The sequence below is a fragment of the Achromobacter sp. MYb9 genome (genome assembly GCF_002975275.1).
GTDB lineage: Bacteria > Pseudomonadota > Gammaproteobacteria > Burkholderiales > Burkholderiaceae_B > Achromobacter.
The window spans coordinates 285,679-308,588 of sequence record NZ_PCOQ01000004.1 but is presented as its reverse complement, the minus strand read 5'-3'; the positions used below and the strand labels follow the sequence as shown (position 1 = coordinate 308,588).

19 protein-coding genes are annotated in these 22,910 nt (G+C 65.9%); 10 read left to right on the top strand and 9 right to left on the bottom strand.

Going from position 1 to position 22,910, the window contains the following annotated elements; genetic code table 11:
• Positions 1 to 28 precede the first annotated feature (28 nt).
• The 3 genes from CQ050_RS09560 (at position 29) to CQ050_RS09550 (ending at position 4,485) form a co-directional block, all read left to right on the top strand.
• Positions 29 to 1,003 (top strand): tripartite tricarboxylate transporter substrate binding protein, encoded by a 975-nt coding sequence (locus CQ050_RS09560; protein WP_105556631.1) that lies wholly within the window; start codon positions 29 to 31, stop codon positions 1,001 to 1,003.
• A 160-nt stretch (positions 1,004 to 1,163) separates the two neighbouring features.
• The gene (locus tag CQ050_RS09555; protein WP_146121009.1) at positions 1,164 to 2,078 is read left to right on the top strand and encodes a pirin family protein; all 915 of its coding nucleotides are present in this window, start codon (positions 1,164 to 1,166) and stop codon (positions 2,076 to 2,078) included.
• 190 nt (positions 2,079 to 2,268) lie between these two features.
• Positions 2,269 to 4,485, top strand: a complete 2,217-nt coding sequence (locus CQ050_RS09550) for a TonB-dependent siderophore receptor (RefSeq protein WP_105556563.1) — start codon at positions 2,269 to 2,271, stop codon at positions 4,483 to 4,485.
• A 76-nt stretch (positions 4,486 to 4,561) separates the two neighbouring features.
• On the opposite strand, the gene CQ050_RS09545 is transcribed toward CQ050_RS09550, so the two are convergent.
• The 4 genes from CQ050_RS09545 to CQ050_RS09530 all read right to left on the bottom strand — a co-directional run bounded on the left by CQ050_RS09545 (position 4,562) and on the right by CQ050_RS09530 (position 10,006).
• Complete coding sequence (locus CQ050_RS09545) at positions 4,562 to 5,161, bottom strand: hypothetical protein (RefSeq protein ID WP_105556562.1); 600 nt, start codon at positions 5,159 to 5,161, stop codon at positions 4,562 to 4,564.
• A gap of 244 nt (positions 5,162 to 5,405) precedes the next feature.
• Positions 5,406 to 7,997, bottom strand: a complete 2,592-nt coding sequence (acnB, locus tag CQ050_RS09540) for a bifunctional aconitate hydratase 2/2-methylisocitrate dehydratase (protein ID WP_105556561.1) — start codon at positions 7,995 to 7,997, stop codon at positions 5,406 to 5,408.
• Between the two features lie 223 nt (positions 7,998 to 8,220).
• Entirely contained in the window at positions 8,221 to 9,135 is a 915-nt protein-coding gene (locus CQ050_RS09535) for an FxLYD domain-containing protein (RefSeq protein WP_105556560.1), read from the bottom strand.
• Complete coding sequence (locus tag CQ050_RS09530) at positions 9,125 to 10,006, bottom strand: FxLYD domain-containing protein (protein WP_105556559.1); 882 nt, start codon at positions 10,004 to 10,006, stop codon at positions 9,125 to 9,127. Before CQ050_RS09530 ends, CQ050_RS09535 begins: the two co-directional genes overlap by 11 nt.
• A gap of 216 nt (positions 10,007 to 10,222) precedes the next feature.
• Here CQ050_RS09530 and CQ050_RS09525 point away from each other — a divergent pair, with 216 nt between their 5' ends.
• On the top strand, positions 10,223 to 10,987 hold the full coding sequence (locus CQ050_RS09525; RefSeq protein ID WP_105556558.1) for a TSUP family transporter: 765 nt from the start codon (positions 10,223 to 10,225) through the stop codon (positions 10,985 to 10,987).
• Positions 10,988 to 11,019: 32 nt separating this feature from the next.
• Here the strand turns inward: CQ050_RS09525 and CQ050_RS09520 are convergent, their stop codons facing one another.
• The 4 genes from CQ050_RS09520 to CQ050_RS09505 form a co-directional block, all read right to left on the bottom strand.
• A complete protein-coding gene (locus CQ050_RS09520) occupies positions 11,020 to 11,460 on the bottom strand; it encodes a CBS domain-containing protein (protein WP_105556557.1) in 441 nt (146 codons plus the stop codon).
• A gap of 90 nt (positions 11,461 to 11,550) precedes the next feature.
• Positions 11,551 to 12,495, bottom strand: coding sequence for a LysR family transcriptional regulator (locus CQ050_RS09515; RefSeq protein WP_105556556.1), 945 nt, complete (start codon positions 12,493 to 12,495; stop codon positions 11,551 to 11,553).
• An 87-nt stretch (positions 12,496 to 12,582) separates the two neighbouring features.
• Positions 12,583 to 13,581: an acyl-CoA dehydrogenase family protein gene (locus tag CQ050_RS09510; RefSeq protein ID WP_105556555.1), complete on the bottom strand. Its 999-nt coding sequence runs from the start codon at positions 13,579 to 13,581 to the stop codon at positions 12,583 to 12,585.
• Positions 13,582 to 13,593: 12 nt separating this feature from the next.
• The gene (locus tag CQ050_RS09505; RefSeq protein WP_105556554.1) at positions 13,594 to 14,742 is read right to left on the bottom strand and encodes an acyl-CoA dehydrogenase family protein; all 1,149 of its coding nucleotides are present in this window, start codon (positions 14,740 to 14,742) and stop codon (positions 13,594 to 13,596) included.
• Between the two features lie 257 nt (positions 14,743 to 14,999).
• Between CQ050_RS09505 and CQ050_RS09500 the strand changes: the two genes are divergently transcribed.
• From CQ050_RS09500 to bktB, 3 genes are all read left to right on the top strand, one after another.
• Positions 15,000 to 15,968 carry a tripartite tricarboxylate transporter substrate binding protein gene (locus CQ050_RS09500; protein WP_105556553.1) on the top strand — a complete coding sequence of 323 codons (969 nt, stop codon included), beginning with the start codon at positions 15,000 to 15,002 and terminating at the stop codon, positions 15,966 to 15,968.
• Between the two features lie 21 nt (positions 15,969 to 15,989).
• Positions 15,990 to 16,790, top strand: coding sequence for a crotonase/enoyl-CoA hydratase family protein (locus CQ050_RS09495; protein WP_105556552.1), 801 nt, complete (start codon positions 15,990 to 15,992; stop codon positions 16,788 to 16,790).
• 66 nt (positions 16,791 to 16,856) lie between these two features.
• The gene (gene bktB / locus CQ050_RS09490; protein ID WP_105556551.1) at positions 16,857 to 18,038 is read left to right on the top strand and encodes a beta-ketothiolase BktB; all 1,182 of its coding nucleotides are present in this window, start codon (positions 16,857 to 16,859) and stop codon (positions 18,036 to 18,038) included.
• A gap of 51 nt (positions 18,039 to 18,089) precedes the next feature.
• Here bktB and CQ050_RS09485 read toward each other — a convergent pair whose 3' ends face one another.
• Positions 18,090 to 18,884, bottom strand: coding sequence for an IclR family transcriptional regulator (locus CQ050_RS09485; protein WP_105556550.1), 795 nt, complete (start codon positions 18,882 to 18,884; stop codon positions 18,090 to 18,092).
• Positions 18,885 to 18,997: 113 nt separating this feature from the next.
• On the opposite strand from CQ050_RS09485, the gene CQ050_RS09480 reads away from it, so the two are divergent.
• The 3 genes from CQ050_RS09480 to CQ050_RS09470 are packed head-to-tail and all read left to right on the top strand — an operon-like array spanning position 18,998 to position 22,905.
• Positions 18,998 to 19,801 carry an enoyl-CoA hydratase gene (locus CQ050_RS09480; protein ID WP_105556549.1) on the top strand — a complete coding sequence of 268 codons (804 nt, stop codon included), beginning with the start codon at positions 18,998 to 19,000 and terminating at the stop codon, positions 19,799 to 19,801.
• Positions 19,798 to 21,882 (top strand): acetate--CoA ligase family protein, encoded by a 2,085-nt coding sequence (locus CQ050_RS09475; RefSeq protein ID WP_105556548.1) that lies wholly within the window; start codon positions 19,798 to 19,800, stop codon positions 21,880 to 21,882. The genes CQ050_RS09480 and CQ050_RS09475 overlap by 4 nt, the downstream gene beginning before the upstream one ends.
• Positions 21,883 to 21,936: 54 nt before the next feature.
• A complete protein-coding gene (locus CQ050_RS09470) occupies positions 21,937 to 22,905 on the top strand; it encodes a tripartite tricarboxylate transporter substrate binding protein (RefSeq protein WP_105556547.1) in 969 nt (322 codons plus the stop codon).
• Positions 22,906 to 22,910 lie beyond the last annotated feature (5 nt).

Below are 22,910 nucleotides of genomic sequence, written 5' to 3'. Positions count from 1 at the left end.
GAAGACTCGGGAGACAAGCATGTCACAGATGAATCGTTGGTTCGGCCGCGCCGCGGCCGCGATGTTGGTGTGTGCCGCCAGCATCCCGCAAGCCTGGGCGGCGTTCCCGGACAGGCCGGTCAAGCTGGTGGTGCCCTACACCCCGGGGGGCGCCGCCGACCAGTTGTCGCGCGTGCTGGCCGAACGCCTGTCGCGCGAGCTTTCGCAACCCGTGGTGGTTGAAAACAAGCCGGGCGCCAACACGATGATTGCCGCCACGCAAGTCGCCCGCGCGCAGCCCGACGGGTACACCGTGTTTCTGGCTAGCAACGCCAGCATGGTGCTCAACCCCATGCTTTATCGGAAGATAGCCTACGACGCGGCGTGCGATTTCCGCGTGCTGTCGGTGGTAGCCGAGTTGCCCCTGGTGGTCGTCGCGAACAACGAGGTGCCCGCGGCGACGCTGGCGCAGTTCGTCACCGTCGCGAAGGCGCGCCCGGGCAAGTTGAATTACGCGTCGGTGGGTATCGGCAACCCCTTGCAGCTGGCGACCGAACTGCTCAAGGCCCGGACCGGCATCGACATGGCGCACATCCCGTATAACGGCAGCGCGCCGGCGCTCAGTTCCCTGATGGCGAACGACACGCAGTTGATGGTGGACGTCATCAGCACGTCGTTGCCCTTGGTGAAGGAAAACAAGATCAAGGCGCTGGCGGTAACCACGGCCGAGCGGCTGCCCGTGCTGCCGGACGTGCCCACCGTGGCCGAAAGCGGGTTCCCGGGTTTTCGCGCGGCCACCTGGTTTGGCATCGCCGTGCCGATGGCCACGCCCGCCGCCGAGGCGCGCGTCTTGCAGGACGCCATTGCGCGGGTAGTGGTTCAGCCGGATTTCCGAGAGCGCTTCCAGACGCTGGGGCTGGCGATCCAGGCGCCGCGCGACCAGGCGGCGGTCGACCAGTACATCGCCGAAGACCGCGATCAGTGGGGGGCGGTGATCCGGGCGAACGCCATCACGCTGGACTGAACCGACGCCACCACAGTCGGGGCGAGGGCGCGAAATTTTGGGATTGCGCGGGTTGCGCGGAACCCATAAGCTTCGCGTCAGCTAGGGCCTGCGCACACAGAAAGGAACGCCTTTCCGTGTGTGGCAGGCCCTAGCGCCACTCCTTCATCAGGCAGCATTTTTGACTATCCATCTCAGCAACGTCGTCGCCGGCCCGCTCCAATCGGCGGGCGATGCCTGCACGCTGCGTCCGTTCCTGCACACCGATTTCTCCCATAGCCCGTCGCCTGTCGTCATGGTGGACCACTTCGTCATGACCAAGGCGACGGCCGTGCCCCAGCCGCACGCGGGATCGTGCGCGGCCACGCTGTTGCTGGAAGACGCCAAAGGCGTCATGCAATGCCGGGATAGCGAAGGCAACGACCACGCCGCACAGGCAGGCGACCTGCACTGGACCGTGGCGGGCGCAGGCCTCTTGCAGACACAGCAGCCCGTGGGCCCGGCGCGCTTGAATGGCCTTCGCATCGTCCTGAATCTGCCAGACCGGCTGAAGTCGCTGTCTCCGGCGGTCTCGCTGCTTCGCGCCTGGGAGATGCCGGTCATCCAGACGAGCGCCGGCCGCACCCGCGTCGTGGCGGGCAGCCACGGCGGCTGGCAGTCGCCCCTTGCGACCCCCGAGGCCCTGATGATCCTGGACGGCTGGCTGCGCCCGGGAGCGACACAGCTGTTGCCGTTGCCGCCCGGCTGGAACGCCTGGGTCTACTCGGTGCAAGGGGACCTGGGCGTGCGCGCCCGGCATTGTCTGAGTGGGGCGCCGCCCTTGCCGAAGCGGCAAGAAGGGGATCCCGACTTCGCGGTACTGCATGCCGGCTCAGCGTTGGTGGCATCCGCGCCGTCGGCCGACGACGAAGGCGTGCTGCTGATGATGGCGGGGAAGGCGCCCGCCCATTACGTGCTGATCGCGGGTCCGGCCGTGGATGAACCCGTGTTTCGGCACGGCACGGTCGTGATGGCCAGCCAGCGCGCCCTGACCCGTGCGCTGGCCGCCCATGAGGCTGGCGATTTCGGGACAATGCGCCAGGATCAAGCGGCTTGACCTCGTAGGTTTGCCTGATTTCTGTTGCGCTCAAGCAACAATTCGGGCTTCTAAAATAGGGACGGAATGAGAATGATTCTCTGTTTGATACCATTTCCGACGTAAGACCACAAGATTCCGTGCGTGACTCCATCGGGATTTTGCGTTTCTTTGCGCAACGACGCGCTTCTCTTGCCCCTCGTATCCCGATATGAAAATCAGAACTCTTGCCTGCATGGCCGCTATGCTGCCGTGCCTGGGCGTTGCCTACGGTCAAACCTCCCCCGAAACCCAACCCGCCGCCTCCAGCGGCTCCGTCGTGTCGATGGAAGCCATCAAGGTCGAAGCCAGCGCCGATGCGTCGGCCGGCGGCCTTGCCGCCCCATTCGCAGGCGGGCAGGTGGCCAGTGGTGGCCGTGTCGGCGTGCTGGGCACGCAAGATAACCTGAGCACGCCGTTCAGCATCACCAGCTATACGAACGAACTGATCCAGGACAAGCAGGCCCGCAGCGTGGGCGATGTGCTGCAAAACGACGCGGGCGTGCGCGTGGCGCGCGGCTTCGGCAACTTCCAGGAGTCGTACTTCATCCGCGGCTTTATCCTGAGTTCCGACGACGTGGCCTACAACGGCCTGTACAGTCTCTTGCCCCGCCAGTACATCGCCACCGAACTGTTCGAGCGCGTGGAAGTGCTGCGCGGCGCATCGGCGTTCCTGACGGGCGCCACGCCAAGCGGTGGCGGCATCGGCGGCGTGATCAACCTGGTGCCCAAGCGCGCGCCGAACGAGCCGTTGACCCGCGTCACCACGGGCATTGCAAGCGGCGGCCAGTTTCAGCTGTCGACCGACATCGCCCGCCGTTTCGGCCCTGACGACAGCACCGGCATCCGCCTGAACGCCGCGCAGCGCAGTGGCGATACCGGGATCGACGACGAGCATTCGCGCACCAGCCTGGTGTCGCTGGGCCTCGATTGGCGCTCAGCCGATACGCGCCTGTCCGGCGATATCGGTTGGCAGGAAAACAAACTGAAGCGCGCGCGTCCGAACGTGACGATGGGCGCTGGCGTCACCAATGTGCCCGACGCGCCGGACGCCAGCTCCAACTACGCGCAGCCGTGGTCGTATTCCAACGAACGCGATGTATTCGGCACGTTGCGCGCCGAGCATGATTTCAGCGACAAACTGACGGGCTGGGCGGCGTACGGCTTTCGCCGCAGCGATGAGGCGAACTCGCTGGGCAACGTGACGTTGACCAACGGCAGCACGGGCGCAGGCAATTTCTACCGCTTCGACAACACCCGCGAGGACAGCGTCAACACGGGTGAACTGGGTCTGCGAGCCAAAGTGCGCACGGGACCGGTGGGCCACGAGTTCGTTGTGTCGGCATCTTTCTTCGACCTGAAGAAGAAAAATGCCTACATCATGGATTACGCGAACACGTTTGCGACCAACATCTACGACCCCGTGTCCTACGACAAGCCGGCCTTTAGCGCCGGCGCGTTGCGTGGCAACGATATCGACAACCCGGCGCTGCAAGGGCGCACGAGGATGAGCAGCTACGCCTTCGGCGATACGATGTCGTTCCTGGACGACAAGGTGCTGCTGACCCTGGGCATCCGGCATCAGCGTCTGTCCCAACGGGACTACGCCTACAACACCGGCAAGGAAAACGGCGCCTATGACGCCAGCCACAATTCGCCCGCCGCCGGCATCGTCTTCAAGGTGGCGCCCAGCGTTTCGCTTTACGCGAACTACATCGAGGCGCTCGTCGCAGGACCGACCGCGCCGGCCAATGCGAACGGCAAGCCCGTGCCTAACGTCGGCCAGAGCCTGCAGCCGTACGTTTCCAAGCAGAAGGAAATCGGCGTGAAGTACGAAGGCGATGGCCTGGGCGCCGGATTGGCGCTCTTCTCCACCGACAAGCCGCGCGCCATGTACAACGCCAACAACGAGCTGACCACCTCGGGCAAGGACCGCCATCAGGGCGCGGAACTGACCGTCTACGGCGAACCGATCAAGAGTGTGCGCGTGCTGGGCGGCTTGACGTGGCTGGATGCCGAACAGCGCTCGACCGGAACGGCTTCGCTGGACGGCAACCGCGTGATCGGTGTGCCGCGCTTCCAGGCCAACATGGGCGTGGAATGGGACATCCCTGGCGTGCAGGGCCTGGCCGTGGACGGCCGCGTCGTCTACACCGGTTCGTCCTACGCGAACGATGCCAACACCCTCAAGGTGCCGGGCTGGACCCGTTTCGACGCCGGCCTGCGCTACATGACGGACATCGACGGCCACGTCCTGACCTTGCGCGCTCGCGTCGAGAACATCGCCAACCGCAACTACTGGTCGTCGGTGGGCGGATACCCTGGCAACGGCTACCTGGTCCTGGGCGGCCCGCGCACGTTCCTGCTGTCGGCCAGCATGGATTTCTGATCGCGTCCGGCTTATTAAGCGGCATGATGAAAAACCCCGGCCTGGCGCCGGGGTTTTCGCTGGGAACGACCCGGTCCTACCAGAACCATCCCCCCCTGGTCAGGTCGGCCTCGCAGCTCTTGTACTGCGACGTGAACTTGTCCGCGCGTGCCTGCACTTTCTGCGATACCGTCTTCAGCCATGCCTTGCGGTCGAAGCTACGGTTGCGGTAGCCGGTCCAACCTTCGTGGTAGTTCAGGTACTGGCCGTAGGCGTCCCACTTGGACACGCCATTGATGCGTTGCGACTTGCTCATGTACCAGCCCATGAAATCCAGCGCGTCCGCGAAGTTGTCGCGGCTTGCACCCCAGCCACCGGCGTCGTTCTTATAGTCGGCCCAGGTCTCGTCCTTGGCCTGCGCATAGCCGTAGGCCGAACTGACGCGGCCCCACGGAATAATGCCCAGGAAGTAGTAGCGGGGCGGCACGGCGTCCTGCTTGAACGAGGACTCCTGGTACATCATGGCCATCGGCACCGGGACCGGGGCGCCCCATTTCTTCTGTACTTTCAGGGCGGCGTCGTGCCAGTCTGGTTTTTCACGGAAGATCGCGCAAATGTTCTCGGGGTTGGATGGTGGCGCCGTGGCGCAACCGGCAAGCGCCAGCAGTAGCAGCGGCGGCAGCAAAAGCCGGGTCATTGGCAGGCGTCCTCCAGAAAAGGGCACGGGCGGCAAGCCGCGCGGGTTAGGGCGAAGTGTCACAAGGTAGCGCGATTGTATGAAAACGTATCGCCGAAAAAGTTCCGTCCCCGAAATTTATGCAAAACGCGCGAAGCCGCCAAGCCGCCAAGCCGCCGAAACCCGCCGTGCCGCCCAAAGAAAACGGCCCCGGATTGCTCCGGGGCCGTCATGCAGGCAACCAGGCCTGGCAGGCGATTGAGGCTTAGACCTCGATCACGTCCGCCACGTCCTTGTAGTCGGCGATCTTGTCGAAGTTCAGGTACTGATAGATCTGGTCGCCGCTCTTGTTGATGACGCCCATATCGGTCATGTACTCGTCCTTGGTCGGAATCCGGCCCAGCTTCGAGCAGATGGCGGCCAGTTCGGCCGAACCCAGGTACACGTTCGTGTTCTTGCCCAGGCGGTTCGGGAAGTTGCGGGTGCTGGTCGACATCACGGTCGCGCCTTCGCGCACTTGTGCCTGGTTACCCATGCACAGCGAGCAGCCCGGCATTTCGGTGCGCGCGCCGGCCGTGCCGAAGACGCCGTAGTGGCCTTCTTCAGTCAGCTGCGTAGCGTCCATCTTGGTCGGCGGGGCCACCCACAGCTTGACCGGGATGTCGCGCTTGCCTTCCAGCAGCTTGGACGCCGCGCGGAAGTGGCCGATGTTGGTCATGCAGCTGCCGATGAACACTTCGTCGATCTTTGCGCCGGCGACTTCCGACAGCGTCTTGACGTCGTCCGGGTCGTTCGGGCAGGCCACGATGGGCTCGTGCACGTCGGCCAGGTCGATTTCGATGACGGCGGCGTATTCGGCGTCGGCGTCCGGAGCCAGCAGCTGGGGATCAGCCAGCCAGGCTTCCATGGCCTTGATGCGGCGGCCCAGCGTGCGCTCGTCTTCGTAGCCGTTGGCGATCATCCACTTCAACATCACGATATTGCTGTTGATGTATTCGATGATCGGTTCCTTGTTCAGGTGCACCGAGCAACCAGCGGCCGAACGTTCAGCGGAAGCGTCCGACAGTTCGAAGGCTTGTTCGACCTTCAGGTCGGGCAGGCCTTCGATTTCGAGGATGCGGCCCGAGAAAATGTTCTTCTTGCCTTGCTTGGCAACCGTCAGCAAGCCTTGCTTGATGGCATACAGCGGGATGGCGTTGACCAGGTCGCGCAGGGTGACGCCAGGCTGCAGCTTGCCCTTGAAACGGACCAGCACCGATTCCGGCATGTCCAGGGGCATCACGCCCGTGGCGGCGGCAAAGGCGACCAGGCCCGAACCGGCGGGGAACGAGATGCCGATGGGGAAGCGGGTGTGCGAGTCGCCGCCGGTGCCGACGGTGTCGGGCAACAGCATGCGGTTCAGCCACGAGTGGATCACGCCATCGCCCGGGCGCAGCGAGATGCCGCCGCGGGTGCTGATGAATTCCGGCAGCGTGTGGTGCGTCTTGACGTCCACGGGCTTGGGGTAGGCGGCGGTGTGGCAGAACGACTGCATCACCAGGTCGGCCGAGAAGCCCAGGCAAGCCAGGTCTTTCAGTTCGTCGCGGGTCATCGGGCCGGTGGTGTCCTGGCTGCCGACCGAGGTCATCTTCGGTTCGCAGTAGGTGCCCGGGCGGATGCCCGTGCCTTCCGGCAGGCCGCAGGCGCGGCCGACCATCTTCTGGGCCAGCGTATAACCGCGGCCGGTATCGACCGGATTCTTGGGCAGGCGGAACAGCGTCGACGGCGCCAGGCCCAGCGCTTCACGCGCCTTGCTGGTCAGGCCACGGCCGATGATCAACGGAATGCGGCCACCGGCACGCACTTCGTCGAACAGCACGTCGGACTTCACTTCGAATTCGGCGATGACTTCGCCGTTCTTCAAAGCCTTGCCATCGTAGGGGCGCAGTTCGACCACGTCGCCCATTTCCATCTTCGACACGTCGAGTTCGATCGGCAGGGCGCCGGCGTCTTCCATCGTGTTGTAGAAAATCGGGGCGATCTTGTTGCCCAGGCAGACGCCGCCAAAGCGCTTGTTCGGCACAAACGGGATGTCTTCGCCCGTGAACCACAGCACCGAGTTGGTGGCCGACTTGCGCGACGAACCCGTACCGACCACGTCGCCCACGTAGGCGACCAGGTGGCCCTTTTCCTTCAGCGATTCAATGAACTTGACCGGGCCGCGCTTGCCGTCTTCTTCCGGTTCGAACGCGGCGCCGTCGCGCTTGTTCTTCAGCATCGCCAGGGCGTGCATCGGGATGTCGGGGCGGGTCGTGGCGTCGGGCGCCGGCGACAGGTCGTCGGTGTTGGTTTCGCCAGGCACCTTGAAGACGGTGATGGTCAGGCTTTCCGGCAGTTCCGGACGGCTGGTGAACCATTCGGCGTCGGCCCAGCTTTGCAGCACGGACTTGGCGTTGGCGTTGCCGCGGTCAGCCTTTTCCTTCACGTCGTGGAAGGCGTCGAACATCAACAGGGTCTTTTTCAGCGCATCGGCGGCGATGGTGCCGATTTCAGCATCGTCCAGCAGGTCGACCAGCGGGCCAATGTTGTAGCCGCCGAGCATCGTGCCCAGCAGTTGCGTCGCCTTGGCACGGCTGATCAGCGCACAAGCTTCCTTGCCCAGCGCCACGGCGGCCAGGTAGGACGCCTTGACCTTGGCGGCGTCGTCCACGCCGGCCGGCACACGGAAGGTCAGCAGTTCGACCAGGTTCTGCTCCTCGCCAGCGGGCGGGTTCTTCAGCAGTTCGATCAGTTCAGCGGTTTGTTTAGCCGTAAGGGGCAGCGGGGGAATCCCCAGAGCCGCGCGTTCGGCAACGTGTTGGCGGTAGTTATCCAGCATGTGAGGCCTGCTCAAAGTCGGGTTGGAAGAAGGGTTGTTGACGGAATTGTAGAGGGAAGACGGGGAGGCAAGCAAATGTCTTATATCTTATATAAGACTTGGGTTGATAGCTGTTGCTTACGAGAGACGGCGGCCCGTGGCCCTGCGCGGGGCAGGCAAGCAAAAGGCGGCCTTGCGAGCCGCCTTTGCGCAGGGTGCGCCCCGAGGGCGATCTGGTGCGGGCCTAGCGCAGGGTGGCGTCGTAGACCAGGCCCACTCGGGCAAAATTACCGCCATGTTGCTTGACCTGGACCTCGAACGGGACGCTTTCTCCGGGCTTCAGCTTGGGCAGTCGCAGCTCCTTGAACGTGGCGCCGGACACCTGGTCCTGGGCGTCGTACAGGGTGATCCAGACGCGCACGCCGTCGACCTCCGCCTGGTCGTCATTGCGTACCCGGCCGTGGACGGTGACGTATTTGTAACGGTAGCGGTAGGTGAAATTGAGGGTGCCGGTGCCGACGTTGGCTTCGGTGTTCTCGACGGAGACAGCCAGCTTCGGTCGCGGGCCGGGCAGGGCGGCGCGTTTGGCGGGCAACCAGTCCGGCTTGATCTCGGTCACGCGTTCATAGCGGCCGCCGGGCAGCGCCACCGTCACCCGCTCCCCTGGATACAAGTGGGTCGGCAGCGGCCAGTCCTGGCGCAGGTCCACCGCACGCGACCCGTCGAACACGGCGATCTTCACCCGTGGCGACAAGGCGACGTAACGGTCGCTGGTGTTGACGACTTCGGCATACAGGACGGGGCGCTCGATCTCGTCCATCAGCCGGCGCGGCGCCGACAGGCTGAATGCCTTGGGGTCGAACAGGGCGAAATCCGGGTCCAGCAGCTCTTCGGTGGTCAAACGGACCTGGTCGATGACCCGGATATTGGCCGGGCTGACCCGCACGATGCGGCTGGCGGGGCCCACTTCTTTGGGCGGGGCTTCTTTGGCCGGGGGCGTGGCTTGCGGCGGCGCTTTCTGGGCGAACTTCTGCGCGGCCCAGGGGCCCAGCGCGGTGTGTTTGTACAGGGCGAAACCGATCGCCGCCAGGATGATCAGCACCAGCCCGGCCTTGGCTGGCCAGGAGAGGGGTTTGCCTTCGAGGCGGTCAGCTTTCACTTTGCACCATGTAATCGTAGGACGCGACGTTGCCGTCGCCGAACATTTCGCAGCGCGCGTCGAACGACGTCAACGCGCCGGGCGCCAGCGGGCTGGCGGTGGCGTAGCCGATGCCGGTGCCGATCATCGCGCCGTCGTCGCCGTACAGAATGACGGTGATCTGGGTGCTGTTGGCCTCCGTCGCGCCCTGGTTCTTCAGCAGGCCAACCAGCCGGTATGCTTCGTCGTTGCGCACCAACTGCACTTTGCTGGACACGACATCATTGGTCTTGCCGCGCGCGGGCGACGGCGTGGCGACCTCCAGCGCGTAGCGGCTATAGGCCTTGTCCGGCACCGAGATCAGCACGGGGGCATATTCGCCGGCCTGCAAGGTGTGCGTCGACGGCGAGACCATCGACGACGACAGCGTCATTTCGCCCTGAAAGAACGTGGCGTTCACGCGGGGCGTGTCGATCTTCTTGCCGGTCTCGTTGCGCATCAGCATGACCAGTTGCTTGCGGCCGTGCACCTGCGTTTCGCGCACATCGGTCAGCTTGACCAATGAGGCGTCGATCGGCGGCTCCTGAACGAAGCGCGGCGGCGGCGACGAACGGCCAGGACTCAGTAGAGCGGCCACCAGGGGGATGGCGATCACTGCCGCCACCGCCAGCCCGATGGCCGCAAGGGCGCTGGGCTTGACCTGCGGTTGCTGAGGCGGTTGCATGCCTCGCAGGATCTTCTCCAGCCGCTGGGCGACATCGTCCTCCACCAGCGTCAAGGCGTGGCAGTGGTTGCATCGGTATTCGTTGGAGGCCAATTTGGTGAACTGAGCGCTGCCGCATGTGGAGCAGGTCAGGGTCACGGTATTGATCGTGGTCTGTTTGGGCGTCATTCAGGCAAGGGCTTACCGGCTAGGACTGACAGGGCGGCAAGGATAGCGGCTGTGCGCGGCAGGCAGGTTCGGGGACGCTTCTATTTGTGACAAGATATGTGGTCGTGCGGCCCGTGGCAGCGACGGGGAGGGCGGTACCCCGGTGATATCATCGCCGCCTTGGACAGCCCCCGCGCCGCGTACGCCATGCGTGCCGCTGCCCCCGAAATCCGACGCATGAGCCTTACCCAACACCTACTTTTCCTGGCCTGCGTGGCGCTTGCCACGTATGCCCAGACCATGACCGGCTTTGCATTCGGGCTGGTGCTGCTGGGTCTGTCCGGCGTGTTTCAGTTGGCGTCGGTGTCTGAAGTGGCGAACGTGGTCAGCGTGTTGTCGCTGGTGAACGCCGCCGTGACCCTGGCGCGCGCCAAGCCGCAAGTGAACTGGTCGCTGATGGGCCCGGCCATGATCGCCAGCCTGGTCGGCGTGGGCGTGGGCGTGGCCGTGCTGACCTGGATCAGCGGGTCGACGACCGTGTTTTTGCAACTGCTGTTGGGCGTCACGATCCTGGCTTGCGCGGTGTTGCTGGTGGCGCGCGCCAAGCCGCTGGAGCGGCTGTCGTCCAAGGCGTCTTTCGTGTTTTTCGGCGGGATATCGGGCGTGCTGGGTGGCTTGTTCTCAAGCGCGGGGCCGCCGATGGTCTATCACTTGTACCGCCAGCCCCTGCCGCTGGCGTCCATCCGCAACAGCCTGCTGGTGCTGTTTTCGCTGAACGCCGTGGTGCGCCTGGGCCTGGTGACCGGGCAGGGGGCGTTCATGGCGTCATCGTTCTGGCTCAGCGTGCAGGCGTTTCCAGTCGTGATCGGCGTGACGTGGCTGGCGCGCCGCTATGGCACGGTGGGTTCGATGAAGACCATCAAGCGCATGGTGTTCGTGCTGTTGCTGGCTGCTGGCTTGGGGCTGATCGTGCCGGCGGCGCGGATCCTGGCGGCGGGCTAGCCGGCGCCTGCCAGGTCCGTGGCCAAGGAGGCTCAGGCGTGGCCGCCGCTGATGTAGCGTTCCAGTTCGTGGATGATGAACTTCTGTTCGCTCATGACGTCCTTGACCAGGTCGCCAATGGACAGCAGGCCAATCAGCTTTTCATTGTCGATGACCGGAAGATGGCGAAAGTGCCGTTCCGTCATCATGGCCATACAGTGTTCCCGCGTATCGCCCGGGCCCACGTAATAGACCGAGTCCGTCATGATGTCGCGCACCTTCGTGCTTCGCGACGAGCGGTCCTGCAAGACCACCTTGCGGGCGTAGTCGCGCTCGGACAGCATGCCCAGCACGGTATCGCCCTGGACCACGACGACCGCGCCGATACTGCGTTCGGCCATGGTCTTGATGGCGTCGTACACCGATGAATCCGGTGAAACCGTCACGACGGAGGGGTTCGGCTTTTCCCTGAGAATCTCAGCAACTGTCTTCACGATGTGCTCCCGAATCGCTGGCAAGGTTCAAACGTGGGCCGCGCCGCCACCCCAGCCCCGCAGGGCGCCAAGGCGCGACCATGCTCCATCCTAAGCCTGCCGGCCACCTTGCCGCAAGCGCGGCACTGGATATTTGGCAGGCTTGTCGCGGAATGCCTGGCTGGCCATCTCGCGCAGGTTGCGCGCCGCGCTACGTTCCGTGTCGGGATTCCACGCCAGCGAAATGCCGATGGAGGCATCGGCGGGAAAGTCGGCCAGCGATTTATAGACGACGTTGGGCCCCGGATGGCGTCGGCTGCCCGCGGGCACCAGCGCCACGCCTAATCCGCTTTCAACCAGGCTGAGCAGCGTTTGCACCTGTACCGCTTCCTGGGTGATGCGGGGCGTGAACCCGCGCAGTTGGCAAGCGTTGATGGCCGCCATGCGCAATCCGGCGGCCTCGGTGGCGGTGTACATGATGAATGCCTCGTCCGCCAGGTCGGTCAGCCGGATGCTGCCGCGCCGTGCGAGCCGGTGCCCCTTGGGCACGGCAAGCGCGAAGTTCTCGGTGGTCAGCGGGGCCAGGCGCACGTTCGACCCCATGGCCACCGGCACGCGCACGATGCCGACCTCCAGCGTGTCTTCCGCCAGATCCTGCATGATGCGGATCGACGTTGCTTCGCGCAGCACGACGGTCACGCCGGGATAGCGCTGTCGGAACAAGGGCAGGATGCGCGGCAGGATGCCGTGCGTGGCCGACCCGACGAAACCGATGCGCACGGTGCCGCCTTCGCCCGCCGCGCCGGCGCGCGCGGCCAGCTTGAACTGCTCGGCATGGAACAGCGCGCGGTGCGCTTCGTCCAGGGCGGCCAAGCCGGCTTCGGTCAGTTGCACACCCTGGCGTCCGCGCACGAATAGTGGCACGCCGACCATGTCTTCAAGCTTGCGGATCGAGACCGATAGCGGAGGCTGCGACATATGCAGCTTTTCCGCCGCGCGGTGGAAGTTCAGCGTCTCGGCAAGGACCAGGAACTGCTGTAGATGGCGGAAATCCATGAGGGCGGCCCGGGGTGTTGGTTGCCCTGGATGATACGGCGCGCGTATCGGCGGCGGCATCCGTGCTATCCCTTCGGTATCAGCGCGTCATGCCGCCCCGCACAACGCCGTGCGCAGATACGTCAGCGCGTCTGCGCCACTGCCCAGCGCGTGCGCCCCGATGCGCTCGTGCCAATGCGATTCCGATCCGCCCGCCAGCCGCCACTCGCGCAGGCGCCGTGTGTACAACTGCAAATCGTATTCCGCCGTGATGCCGATGGCGCCATGCACTGCGTGCGCGATATCCGCGACTATTGGCGCGGCCTGGCTGGCGCGCGCCTTGCCCATGGCGGCCAGCATCGCTTGCGGCAAGCCGCCATGGCCCTGGAACGCCAGTTGCGCCGCCATGCGCGCGGCCCAGACCTGCTCGGCCATCACACTGATCTGTTGCTGCACGGCCTGGAAACGGCCGATGGGTTTGCCGAACTGCGCGCGCGTGTTGGCGTAATCCAGCGTCAGCGTCAGGACCCGTTCCATGGCGCCAGCCATGAGACCGGCATAGGCGGTGGCCGCAAGCTCGTCCAGCGGGCTGCCGTTGCCCAGGCATTGCGCGTCCGCCAACGGCCACCACGCATCGCCGTCAAGACTGCCATGCACGCCGTTCGGCTGCGCGTGGCCGGCGGATGTTGCCAACAGCCAGACCTGCCCGTTGATCTGCGCCAGGAGGTGGTCGGCGGCGCGGATCCAGGGAACGCTGGCGCCCGTCACCCGCTTGCCCTGGATCGCGAGGCCGTGCGGGGCGAGGGCGATCGAACCCGCTGGCCGGGGCCGTCCCAGACGGGCAAGCCAGGCGCGGGCCAACATGGTGTGGGCGATCGGATACGGGCAAAGATGACGGCCGGCCGCCAACACCACCGGCAATGCCTCGGGAAGGTCCAGCCCGGCACCGCCCAGCGTTTCAGGCACCAGCGCGTCGGCGAAGCCGGCGTCTTCGCAGGCCTGCCAGGCCGGGGCGGCCGGTTGGCCTTGCTCGATGCCACGCATCACCGCGGGCGTGCAGGTTTGCGCGAACAGGCGTTCGGCGGCGTCGCCAAGCAGAGAGTCCATGGGGGGGCGTCCTTATCGAAGTCCAAGGCCGCGGGCGATGATGCCGCGCAAGATCTCGCGCGTGCCGCCGCGCAAGGAAAACGTGGGGCTTACCTGTTCCAGATATGCCAGCGTGCGCAACAGCGGCAACGGCGGTGGCACCTCGGGACGGCGGCCCAGCGCATCGCCGATCAGGCGGGGAATGAGTTGTTCCAGTTCCGTGCCCAGGTCTTTGACCAGCGCGGCCTCCGTCGCCGGGCTGGCGCCGGCCGCCAGTTTGCCCGCCACCGCCAGCGACATGGCGCGCAGCACCGCCATCTGCGACAGGATGCTGCCCAGCGTGGCGCGACTGCTGGCGTCGTCGGACAGCGTGCGGCAATGCGTCAGCCAGCACTCCAGGAGCGCAATGCTGGAATAAAGGCGCTCGGGGCCGCTGCGTTCGAACGCCAGTTCGGCATTCACTTGGGCCCAGCCTGCGCCCGCTTCGCCGATCAGCGCATCGGCGGGCAGTTCGACGTTGTCGAAGAACACTTCCGAGAAATGGGCATCGCCCGCCAGGTCTTCGATGGGGCGGATGGATACGCCCGGCAGCGACAGGTCCACGATCAGCTGGGACAATCCCTGGTGGCGGTCATCGGCCGTGCCGGACGTGCGCACCAGCGCGATCATGTAGTGAGAGCGGTGCGCATTGGTGGTCCAGATCTTGCTGCCGTTCAAACGCCAGCCGCCACCCGACGGTTCAGCGCGGCTGCGGATGCTGGCCAGGTCGGAGCCGGATCCCGGCTCGCTCATGCCGATGCAGAAGAATGCCTCGGCGCGGCAGATCCGGGGCAGGTAGAACGCTTGCTGAGCCGCCGTGCCGTACTTGTGGATCAACGGCGCGCTCTGGCGGTCGGCGATCCAGTGCGCCGACACCGGCGCGCCCGCGCCCAGCAGTTCTTCCGACAGCACGAAGCGTGCGAAGTGGCCGCGCGCCGCGCCGCCGACCTCGCGCGGCAGGGTCAGGCCCAGCCAGCCGCGTTCGGCCAACTGGCGGCTGAACCCCGCGTCGAAACCCATCCATGAGCGCGCGCGTTCGTCGGGTTCCAGCCCATCCAGCGTATCGGCCAGGAAGGCGCGCACCTCGGCGCGCAGGGCCTCATCCTCGGGCGGGATGGCGGTAAGTTCCAGCGTATCAATCATGGGCGCTCCGAAGCGAACGGGCGCCCCGCAGCGGGGCGTCCACGACCACTATCAGGCCGCGCGCTGACAGCCGTCCAATATTATTTATTTGATATTTGATACGAATCTCATATCGGCAGCCGGCCGCCGACTGATACGAGGTTGGTATCGCTTGCTCAAAAACTAATATTAGACGTCACCTGTCCGTATGCCTACGCTGCTTGCTGCGCCGTGCCGCGTCCAACGCGCTCGGCGACGACAACAACAGGAGACAAGCAATGAACAAGCTGATGCGCCTATTGGCGCTGGCGGGCGTCGCATGGCTGGCGCTGCCCGCGGCGTCCGCCCAGGCCGCTTACCCCGACAAGCCCATCCGGCTGATTGTGTCGTTTCCGCCGGGCAGCGGCACGGACAGCAATGCCCGCTATGTCGCAAAGAAAATGGAAGAAAAGCTTGGCGTGGCCGTGACGGTGGAAAACCGGCCGGGCGGCAACAGTTTCATCGCCGCGCAGGCCGTCGCCGTGGCGCCACCCGACGGCTATACGCTGTTGCTGGCCAGCAATTCGCCCGTGGCGACCAATGCGGCGATGTTCAAACACTTGCCCTATGACCCGGTCAATGACTTCGCGCCCGTGGCGCGCCTGGGTTACGGCGCAATGGCGCTGGTGGTCAAGGCCGATGCGCCCTACAAGACGGTGGCGGATCTGGTGAACGCGGCGCGCCAGCGGCCGGGAGAACTGAATTTCGGCAGCGGCAGCGCGTCCTATCAAATCGCCACCGAGTTGTTTCTGGCCATGGGCGGCATCAAGGCCAACCACGTGCCGTATCGCGGCGCGGCCCCCGCGTTGACGGATCTTGCGGGCGGGCAGGTGGATTTCGTGTTCGCCGATTATGGCGCCGTCATTCCCTTCGTGCAGAGCGGCCGCATGCGTCTGCTGGCGGTTACGGGGGATGCGCGGCTAAAGAGCGCACCGGATACGCCGACGTTGCAGGAATCGGGATTTCCAGGCTATTACATGGTGAACTGGACCGCGGCGTTCGCGCCGGCCCGCACGCCGGCTGCCGTCATCGATAAGCTGGCTGGCGTGCTGCTGGACATATACCGCACGGCGGACGCCGCCGAGTTCCTGGCGCGCACGAACTGGGAAGTGTTTCCCGTGGGGCCGAAGGAACTCCGTGTGTTCCAGCGCGACGAAATCCGCAAATGGGACGAGGCCGCCCAGCGTGCCGGCATCCCGAAACAATAACGCGCAAACCAGGAGAAAGACATGACGGAACTCGTGCATTACGAGCAGAGCCCGGAGGGCATCGTGACGCTGACGCTGGACGATCCGGCCACGCGCAACGCGTTGACGGGCAGCGGCATCGTGGATCAGTTGCTGGCCGCGTTCGCGCGGATCGAACGGGATCCCGCGGTGCGCGTGCTGATCCTGACGGCGGCGGGCAATGTGTTCTCGTCGGGCGGCAACATCAACGACATGCAGCGGCAGATTGGCCCCGAGGTCGGTAGCGCCGCCTTGCGCCAGGAATACCGCCACGGCATCCAGCGTCTGCCGTTGGCCCTGCATGCGCTGGAAGTGCCCACGATCGCCGCCGTCAATGGCCCCGCCGTTGGCGCGGGCTGCGACCTGGCCTGCATGTGTGATGTGCGCATCGCCGCGGAAGAGGCGACCTTTGCGGAAAGCTTCGTCAAACTGGGGATCGTTCCCGGGGATGGCGGCGCGTGGTTCCTGCCACGGCTGATCGGGTCGGCGCGGGCGGCCGAGATGTCGTTCACCGGGGACGCCATCGATGCGGGGACCGCACGCGAATGGGGACTTGTGTCGCGCGTCGTGCCGGCCGTCGAACTGCTGTCGGCGGCGCGGGCGCTGGCCGCGCGCATGGCGGCGAATTCCCCCGACGCCGTGCGGCTGACCAAGCGCCTGCTGCGCGAAAGCCAGCATGTGCGGCTGGATACCCTGCTGGAGCTGTCGGCGGCGTATCAGGCGCTGGCGCACAAGACGCCGGCGCATGCGGAGGCGGTGGACGCCTTCATCGCGCAGCGGGCCGCGCGCAAGCCCCGCGCCTGACGCCCGGGACATTCCGGGGCCGGCGGGCCGGCGGTATGATGGAACGCATTACAAGGAGGAAACACCATGAATGAAGTCATCGTCGCTTCGGCCGTCCGCACCGCCATCGGCGACTTCGGGGGCGCGCTGAAAGACGTGCCGCCGTGCGACCTGGGCGCCACCGTCATCCGCGCCGCGCTGGAGCGCGCCGGCGTCAAGGGCGACGAGGTCGGCCATGTCGCGGTCGGCCACGTCATCAATACCGAACCGCGCGACATGTACCTGTCGCGCGTGGCCGCCATGAACGCCGGCATCGCCAAGGAAACGCCCGCCTTCAACGTCAACCGCCTGTGCGGTTCCGGCCTGCAGGCCATCGTGTCGGCGGCGCAGACCATCTTGCTGGGCGACGCCGAGATCGCGATCGGTGCAGGCGCCGAAAGCATGAGCCGCGCACCCTACATCGTGCCGTCGCAGCGCTGGGGCGCCCGCATGGGCGACAGCGTCATGCTGGACATGATGACCGGCGCATTGTCGGATCCGTTCGGCCGCATGCACATGGGCGTCACGGCCGAGAACGTGGCCGCCAAATTTGGCATCAGCCGCCAGGACCAGGACGCGCTGGCCGCCGAATCGCATCGCCGCGCGGCAGCCGCCATTGACGCCGGGTATTTCCGCGACCAGATCGTGCCGGTGGTGCAGAAGACGCGCAAGGGCGAAGTCGTGTTCGACACCGACGAGCACGTGCGCCGCGATGTCTCCGCCGCCACCATGGCCACGCTCAAGCCGGTTTTCCAGAAAGAGAACGGCACCGTCACGGCGGGCAATGCCTCGGGCCTGAACGACGGCGCGGGCGCCGTGGTGCTGATGAACGCCTCGGTGGCCGCCAAGCGCGGCATCAAGCCCTTGGCCCGTCTGGTGGCTTACGCCCATGCGGGTGTCGATCCCGACATCATGGGCATCGGCCCGGTGCCGGCCACGCAGGCGGCGCTCAAGCGCGCCGGCCTGACCGTGGACCAGTTGGACGTCATTGAAGCCAACGAAGCCTTCGCCGCGCAGGCTTGCGCCGTGTCGCGCGAACTGAAACTGGATCCGGCCAAGGTCAACCCGAACGGCAGCGGCATCGGCCTGGGGCACCCCATCGGCGCCACCGGCGCGATCATCACCGTCAAGGCGCTGCATGAACTGCAGCGCGTGGGCGGCCGCTATGCGCTGGTGACGATGTGCATTGGCGGGGGCCAAGGCATCGCCGCCATTTTCGAGCGCATTTAACGCGGTTTGCAAGTTCGGTCCGGGCCGCTTTGCCCGGACCGCGTTCCGTCGTCAGCGGCGGAACGTGCCGCCGGAGGCGTGGCCCAGGTAGTCCTGTGCCCACGCCAGGCATTCGGCGCGCAGCAGCGCGCCCATCTGCACGCGGCGGGGGACATCCAGCCGGCTGCTGATCGCCCCGAAGCTGAACGCCACCCAGGTCAGTTCCGACACTGGAAATGCCACCCCCACGCCCGACACGCCCGGTGTGATCGTGTCCACGATCTCGGAATACCCGGCTGCGCGCGTCTGCTTCACGGCCTTCATCAGGGCGCCGCTGGTGACGCCGATCTGCGCGTAGCTGGCCGCGTGGCGGGCGTATAGCGCCGCAATGTCCTCGTCCGGCAGGCTGGCCATCAGCGCCAACCCGCCCGCGCCGACCCCCAGCAGCCGGCGTTCGCCCTGGTCGATGGTGAACACCTTCACGGGGAACGACCCGGCTTCCCGCAACAGGCACAGGGCGTAGTCACCCTGACGGATCACCAGGAAAACGGTGTCGCCGGACAGGCGCGCGAGCTTTTGCGCGAACGGCCGCAACGCGTCCAGCAAGGGCGTGCGCCGCAGGGCGGCAAACCCCAACTGCATGGAGTCCACGCCAAGGCGGTAGCGCCGGTTGCCGTGGTCGCGTTCGGCGAACTGTTCCTCGAGCAGGCAACTCAGCAGGCGGTGCGCGGTGGAGCGTTCCAGCCCGGTGGCGTTCATCACGCCCTGCAGGTCGATGCCGTCTTCCTGGTGCTGCGCCAGCACACGCAGCAAGCCCAAGGCGCGGCGCATGCTTTGGGTGCCCCCGGTGGCGGTTGGTTTGTTCATATTGTGGGAAAAATCTATTGAATATTTTGTATTCTAGGATTCCTGGTGCGTTAATTCAATCCAGTCGATCCGCGCCGGTGTCGAGCGCGGACATAGCAAAAGACGAGGAGACTATGGAATACGCTACCTTGGCCGTCGAACGGCTTGACTCGATATGCCGCATCAGTCTGGCGCGCGAATCCGCGCGCAATGCGCAAAGCCAACAGATGCTGGACGAACTGGACGACGCCCTGACGCGCGCCGAGCAAGACGATTCCGTGCGAGTGGTCGTGCTGGCCGGTCGCGGCGCGCATTTCTCGGCCGGGCACGACTTGAAAGAAGCGCAGGCCAAGCGCGCCGACTTCACGGTGGAAGAGCGCTGGGACTACGAGTCGCGCCGCTACTACGGCTATTGCCTGCGCATCTGGGACTTTCCGAAGCCGACCGTCGCGCAAGTGCAAGGCGCCTGCGTCGCCGGGGGATTCATGATCGCCAACATGTGCGACCTGGTGGTGTGTGCCGACACGGCGTATTTTTCGGATCCGGTGGGCCACACCCTGGCGGCCGCCGCGACCGAGGTGCTGATCCACCCGTGGGTGATGGGCCTGCGCAAAGCCAAGGAAATGCTCTACACCGGCGAAAAGGTCGACGCAGCGGAAGCGCTGCGCATCGGCATGGTTAACCGCGTCGTGCCCGAGGCCGAACTGGATGAGGCGACGTTGGCGCTGGCGCGGCGGATCGCCCAGGCGCCGCCGTTCGGCCTGCGCCTGATCAAACGGTCGCTGAATCGCACCGCGGATGCCCAGGGGTTCCGCACCGCGCTGTCGGCGCACTTCGATACGCATCAGCTATCGCATCTGAGCGAAGAATTTCAGGCGGTGCGCGAGCGTGGGCTGGCCCAGGCCATCCAGCGCAACAAGAAGGGCGAAACGGCATGAGGGCGGCTCTGGATTGCCTGCTGAACCCCCGGTCCATCGCCATGATCGGCGCCAGCACGAACGCCGGGCGCATCGGCGGCATGCCGTTGGAACTCTTGGCCCGCTTTGGTTACGCCGGCGGCATCTACCCCGTCAACCCGAAGTACCAGGAAGTGTTCGGCAAACGCTGCTGGCCCGATATCGAGGCGGTGCCCGAACCGGTGGATCTGGCGGTGCTGGCGATCGCCGCCGCCGAGGTTACGCCCATGCTGCGCCGCTGCCACGCCCGGGGCGTGCGCGCCGCCATTGTGTACGCCGCCGGGTTTGCCGAGGCAGGTGCCGATGGCGCGCGCCTGCAGGATGAGCTGGAAGCGTTCGTGGCCGAAAGCGGCATGGCCGTGGCGGGCCCGAATTGCATGGGCTTCGCCAACCTGAACACGCAGGCGCATACCGCGTTCGCCTCGGTCTTCAAGACCGCGCCGGCGCAAACCGGGCCGGGCGTCGTCAGCCTGCTGACGCAAAGCGGCAACGTCTGCGCGGCCGTGTACGCCATCGCGCGCAGGCTGGACTTGCCTTTTTCGCACTTCATCAACACCGGCAATGAAGCGTGCCTGGATTTTTCACAATACCTGGAATACCTGGCCGCCGATCCGCAGACGGAAATCGTCCTGGGCTATATCGAGCAACTGCGCGACGGCGGCCGTTTCGCGCGCGCCTGCCGCGAGCTTGAGCGCCAGGGCAAGCTGCTGATCGCGCTGAAGGCGGGCAGCACGGACAAGGGCGCGCAAGCCGTGCGGTCGCACACGTCCGCGCTGGCCGGTGATCGGCGTGTGTACGCCGCCGCCTTCCGGCAGTTGAACGTCATCGAGGCCACGGACTTCGCGCAGATGGCGCATCTGGCCAGTCTGGCGACGCTGCGCCACCGCAGCGCGGGCAAGCGGGTGGCCGTGTTGACGATGTCGGGCGCGCTGGGCGCGATCCTGGCCGACAAGTTCATCGGCGCGGGACTGGACCTGCCCGATCTGCCCGATGCCTTGCAAGCCGTGTTACGCGGCGGCATTCCCGATTACGGCATGGTCGGCAATCCCGTGGACGTGACCGGCAATGTGGTCAACGATCCCGACTTCGTGCGTACGGTGCTCCAGGCGCTGGCGACGACCGACGCGATCGACGCGGTGGTGGTCTACGCCCCGGGCTACATGCTGGACCGCATGGCGGATGCGCTGGCCGAGGCTTCGCGCCAGCATCCGCGCCTGTTCGTCGCGATCGATACCGGCCTGGCGCAAAGCAGGGCGGCGTTACGCGACGCCGAGGTGGCCGTATTTGAAGACCTGGGCCAGGCCGTTTCCGCCCTGGCGCCGTATCTGCTGTGGTGCGACGCGCGCGCCGCCAAGCGCATTGCGCCGATGCTGCGCCTGGACGCGACGCCCGTGCCGGCGCTGCCCTGCAACGAAGTCGACGCGCGTGCCTACCTCGCGGCCTTCGGACTGCCGCAGGCGCGGGCGCATGCCGCGCGCGACGCCGGCGAGGCGATGGCCGATGCGCGCGCGGCGGGGTACCCCGTGGCGCTGAAGATCCTTAGCGCCGACATCGCGCACAAGACGGAAGCCGGCGGCGTGGTGTTGGGGCTGGCCGACGACGCCGCGGTGCAGGCCGCCTGCGGCCAGGTGATCCAGGCCGCCAGGCAAGCGCAACCCGATGCGCGCATCGACGGCGTGATGGTGCAGAAGATGGAGCGCGGCGTGGCCGAGATCATCGTTGGCGCCACGCGCGATCCGGTGTTCGGCCCTGTCCTGACGGTGGGACTCGGGGGCGTACTGACCGAGCTCTACCAGGACACGAGCCATCGCCTGCTGCCCGTCGACGAAGACATCGCCATGCAGATGTTGCGGGAGCTTAAGGCGTTTCCGCTTCTGGACGGCTACCGCGGCAAGCCTCGCGCAGATCTGGCGGCGGCGTGCCGCAGCATCGTGGCCGTTGGCAACGCCTTGCTTGCGGCGCCCGCGGACGTGGCGGAAATTGAAGTCAATCCATTGCTGATCAAAGAGGCAGGACAAGGCGTCGCGGTATTGGACGCGTTGATCCTGCCCGCAACCCCGTAGCGCGCACCCGCAATCACGCGACCGCGCGCCGCGTATCCCCAGGAGGAGACAAGCATGATGAAGAGACTATTGGCCGGCGTTGCGCTGGCCTGCATCGGCGTCGCGAACCCGGCGTTTGCCCAGGATGCGTTTCCCAGCCGGCCCGTGCGTATCGTGGTGCCGTTTTCGCCAGGCGGCGCGGCGGACATCATGAGCCGGCTGCTGGCCGAGCGCCTGACCGCGAAGCTGGGACAGCCCGTGATCGTCGAGAACAAGCCCGGCGGCGGGACGATGATTGCGTCGGACTACGTGTCGCGCGCGGAACCGGACGGCTACACCCTGCTGATGGCGGCGTCCTCGCTGGGCATCGCGCCCAGCATCTACGCCAAGGTCAACTACGACCCCATCAAGGACTTCGCGCCGGTCAGCCAGGTGGCGTCTGTCGTGCATGTGCTGGAGGTGCATCCGTCGATCCCCGCCAAGAACGTGGGTGAACTGATCGCCTATCTGAAAGCCAATCCGGGCAAGGTCAGCTACGGGTCGGTCGGCACCGGCAGTTCAACGCACCTGGAAGCCGAACTCTTCAACAGCATGGCGGGTGTGCAGATGGCGCACATCCCGTACAAGGGCAGCGCACCCGCGCTGAACGACCTGGTGGCCGGCCGCATCCAGGTGATGTTCGACGCATGGGCCTCGTCGGGGCCCTTCGTCAAGGATGGCAAGTTGCGCGCGCTGGCCGTGACCACGACGCGTCCGTCGGCGTCCGTGCCGGACCTGCCGACGGTGGCGGCGTCTGGCTTGCCGGGCTATTCGGCGATGCCGTGGCTGGGGCTGGTGGCGCCGGCGCGCACGCCGCAGCCGGTGATCGACAAACTCTACCAGAACCTCGCGCAGATTCTCCAGCAACCCGATGTGAAGGCGCAGTTCGTGGGGCTGGGGCTGGACATCATCGGCAGTGATCCCAAGACGTTCTCGGCCTTCATCCGGCAAGACGTGACCACCTGGGCCAAGGTGGCGCGCGATTCCAACATTCGCCTGGAGTAGTACGC

Excerpts from the sequence above, each read along its gene's own strand:
- CQ050_RS09510 (WP_105556555.1), bottom strand. The coding sequence starts at position 13,581 with ATGGACTCTCTGCTTGGCGACGCCGCCGAACGCCTGTTCGCGCAAACC.
- CQ050_RS09550 (WP_105556563.1), top strand. The coding sequence starts at position 2,269 with ATGAAAATCAGAACTCTTGCCTGCATGGCCGCTATGCTGCCGTGCCTG.
- CQ050_RS09475 (WP_105556548.1), top strand. The coding sequence starts at position 19,798 with ATGAGGGCGGCTCTGGATTGCCTGCTGAACCCCCGGTCCATCGCCATG.
- CQ050_RS09525 (WP_105556558.1), top strand. The coding sequence starts at position 10,223 with ATGAGCCTTACCCAACACCTACTTTTCCTGGCCTGCGTGGCGCTTGCC.
- CQ050_RS09500 (WP_105556553.1), top strand. The coding sequence starts at position 15,000 with ATGAACAAGCTGATGCGCCTATTGGCGCTGGCGGGCGTCGCATGGCTG.
- CQ050_RS09495 (WP_105556552.1), top strand. The coding sequence starts at position 15,990 with ATGACGGAACTCGTGCATTACGAGCAGAGCCCGGAGGGCATCGTGACG.
- CQ050_RS09515 (WP_105556556.1), bottom strand. The coding sequence starts at position 12,495 with ATGGATTTCCGCCATCTACAGCAGTTCCTGGTCCTTGCCGAGACGCTG.
- acnB (WP_105556561.1), bottom strand. The coding sequence starts at position 7,997 with ATGCTGGATAACTACCGCCAACACGTTGCCGAACGCGCGGCTCTGGGG.
- CQ050_RS09530 (WP_105556559.1), bottom strand. The coding sequence starts at position 10,006 with ATGACGCCCAAACAGACCACGATCAATACCGTGACCCTGACCTGCTCC.
- CQ050_RS09480 (WP_105556549.1), top strand. The coding sequence starts at position 18,998 with ATGGAATACGCTACCTTGGCCGTCGAACGGCTTGACTCGATATGCCGC.
- bktB (WP_105556551.1), top strand. The coding sequence starts at position 16,857 with ATGAATGAAGTCATCGTCGCTTCGGCCGTCCGCACCGCCATCGGCGAC.
- CQ050_RS09470 (WP_105556547.1), top strand. The coding sequence starts at position 21,937 with ATGATGAAGAGACTATTGGCCGGCGTTGCGCTGGCCTGCATCGGCGTC.
- CQ050_RS09505 (WP_105556554.1), bottom strand. The coding sequence starts at position 14,742 with ATGATTGATACGCTGGAACTTACCGCCATCCCGCCCGAGGATGAGGCC.
- CQ050_RS09560 (WP_105556631.1), top strand. The coding sequence starts at position 29 with ATGAATCGTTGGTTCGGCCGCGCCGCGGCCGCGATGTTGGTGTGTGCC.
- CQ050_RS09485 (WP_105556550.1), bottom strand. The coding sequence starts at position 18,884 with ATGAACAAACCAACCGCCACCGGGGGCACCCAAAGCATGCGCCGCGCC.
- CQ050_RS09545 (WP_105556562.1), bottom strand. The coding sequence starts at position 5,161 with ATGACCCGGCTTTTGCTGCCGCCGCTGCTACTGCTGGCGCTTGCCGGT.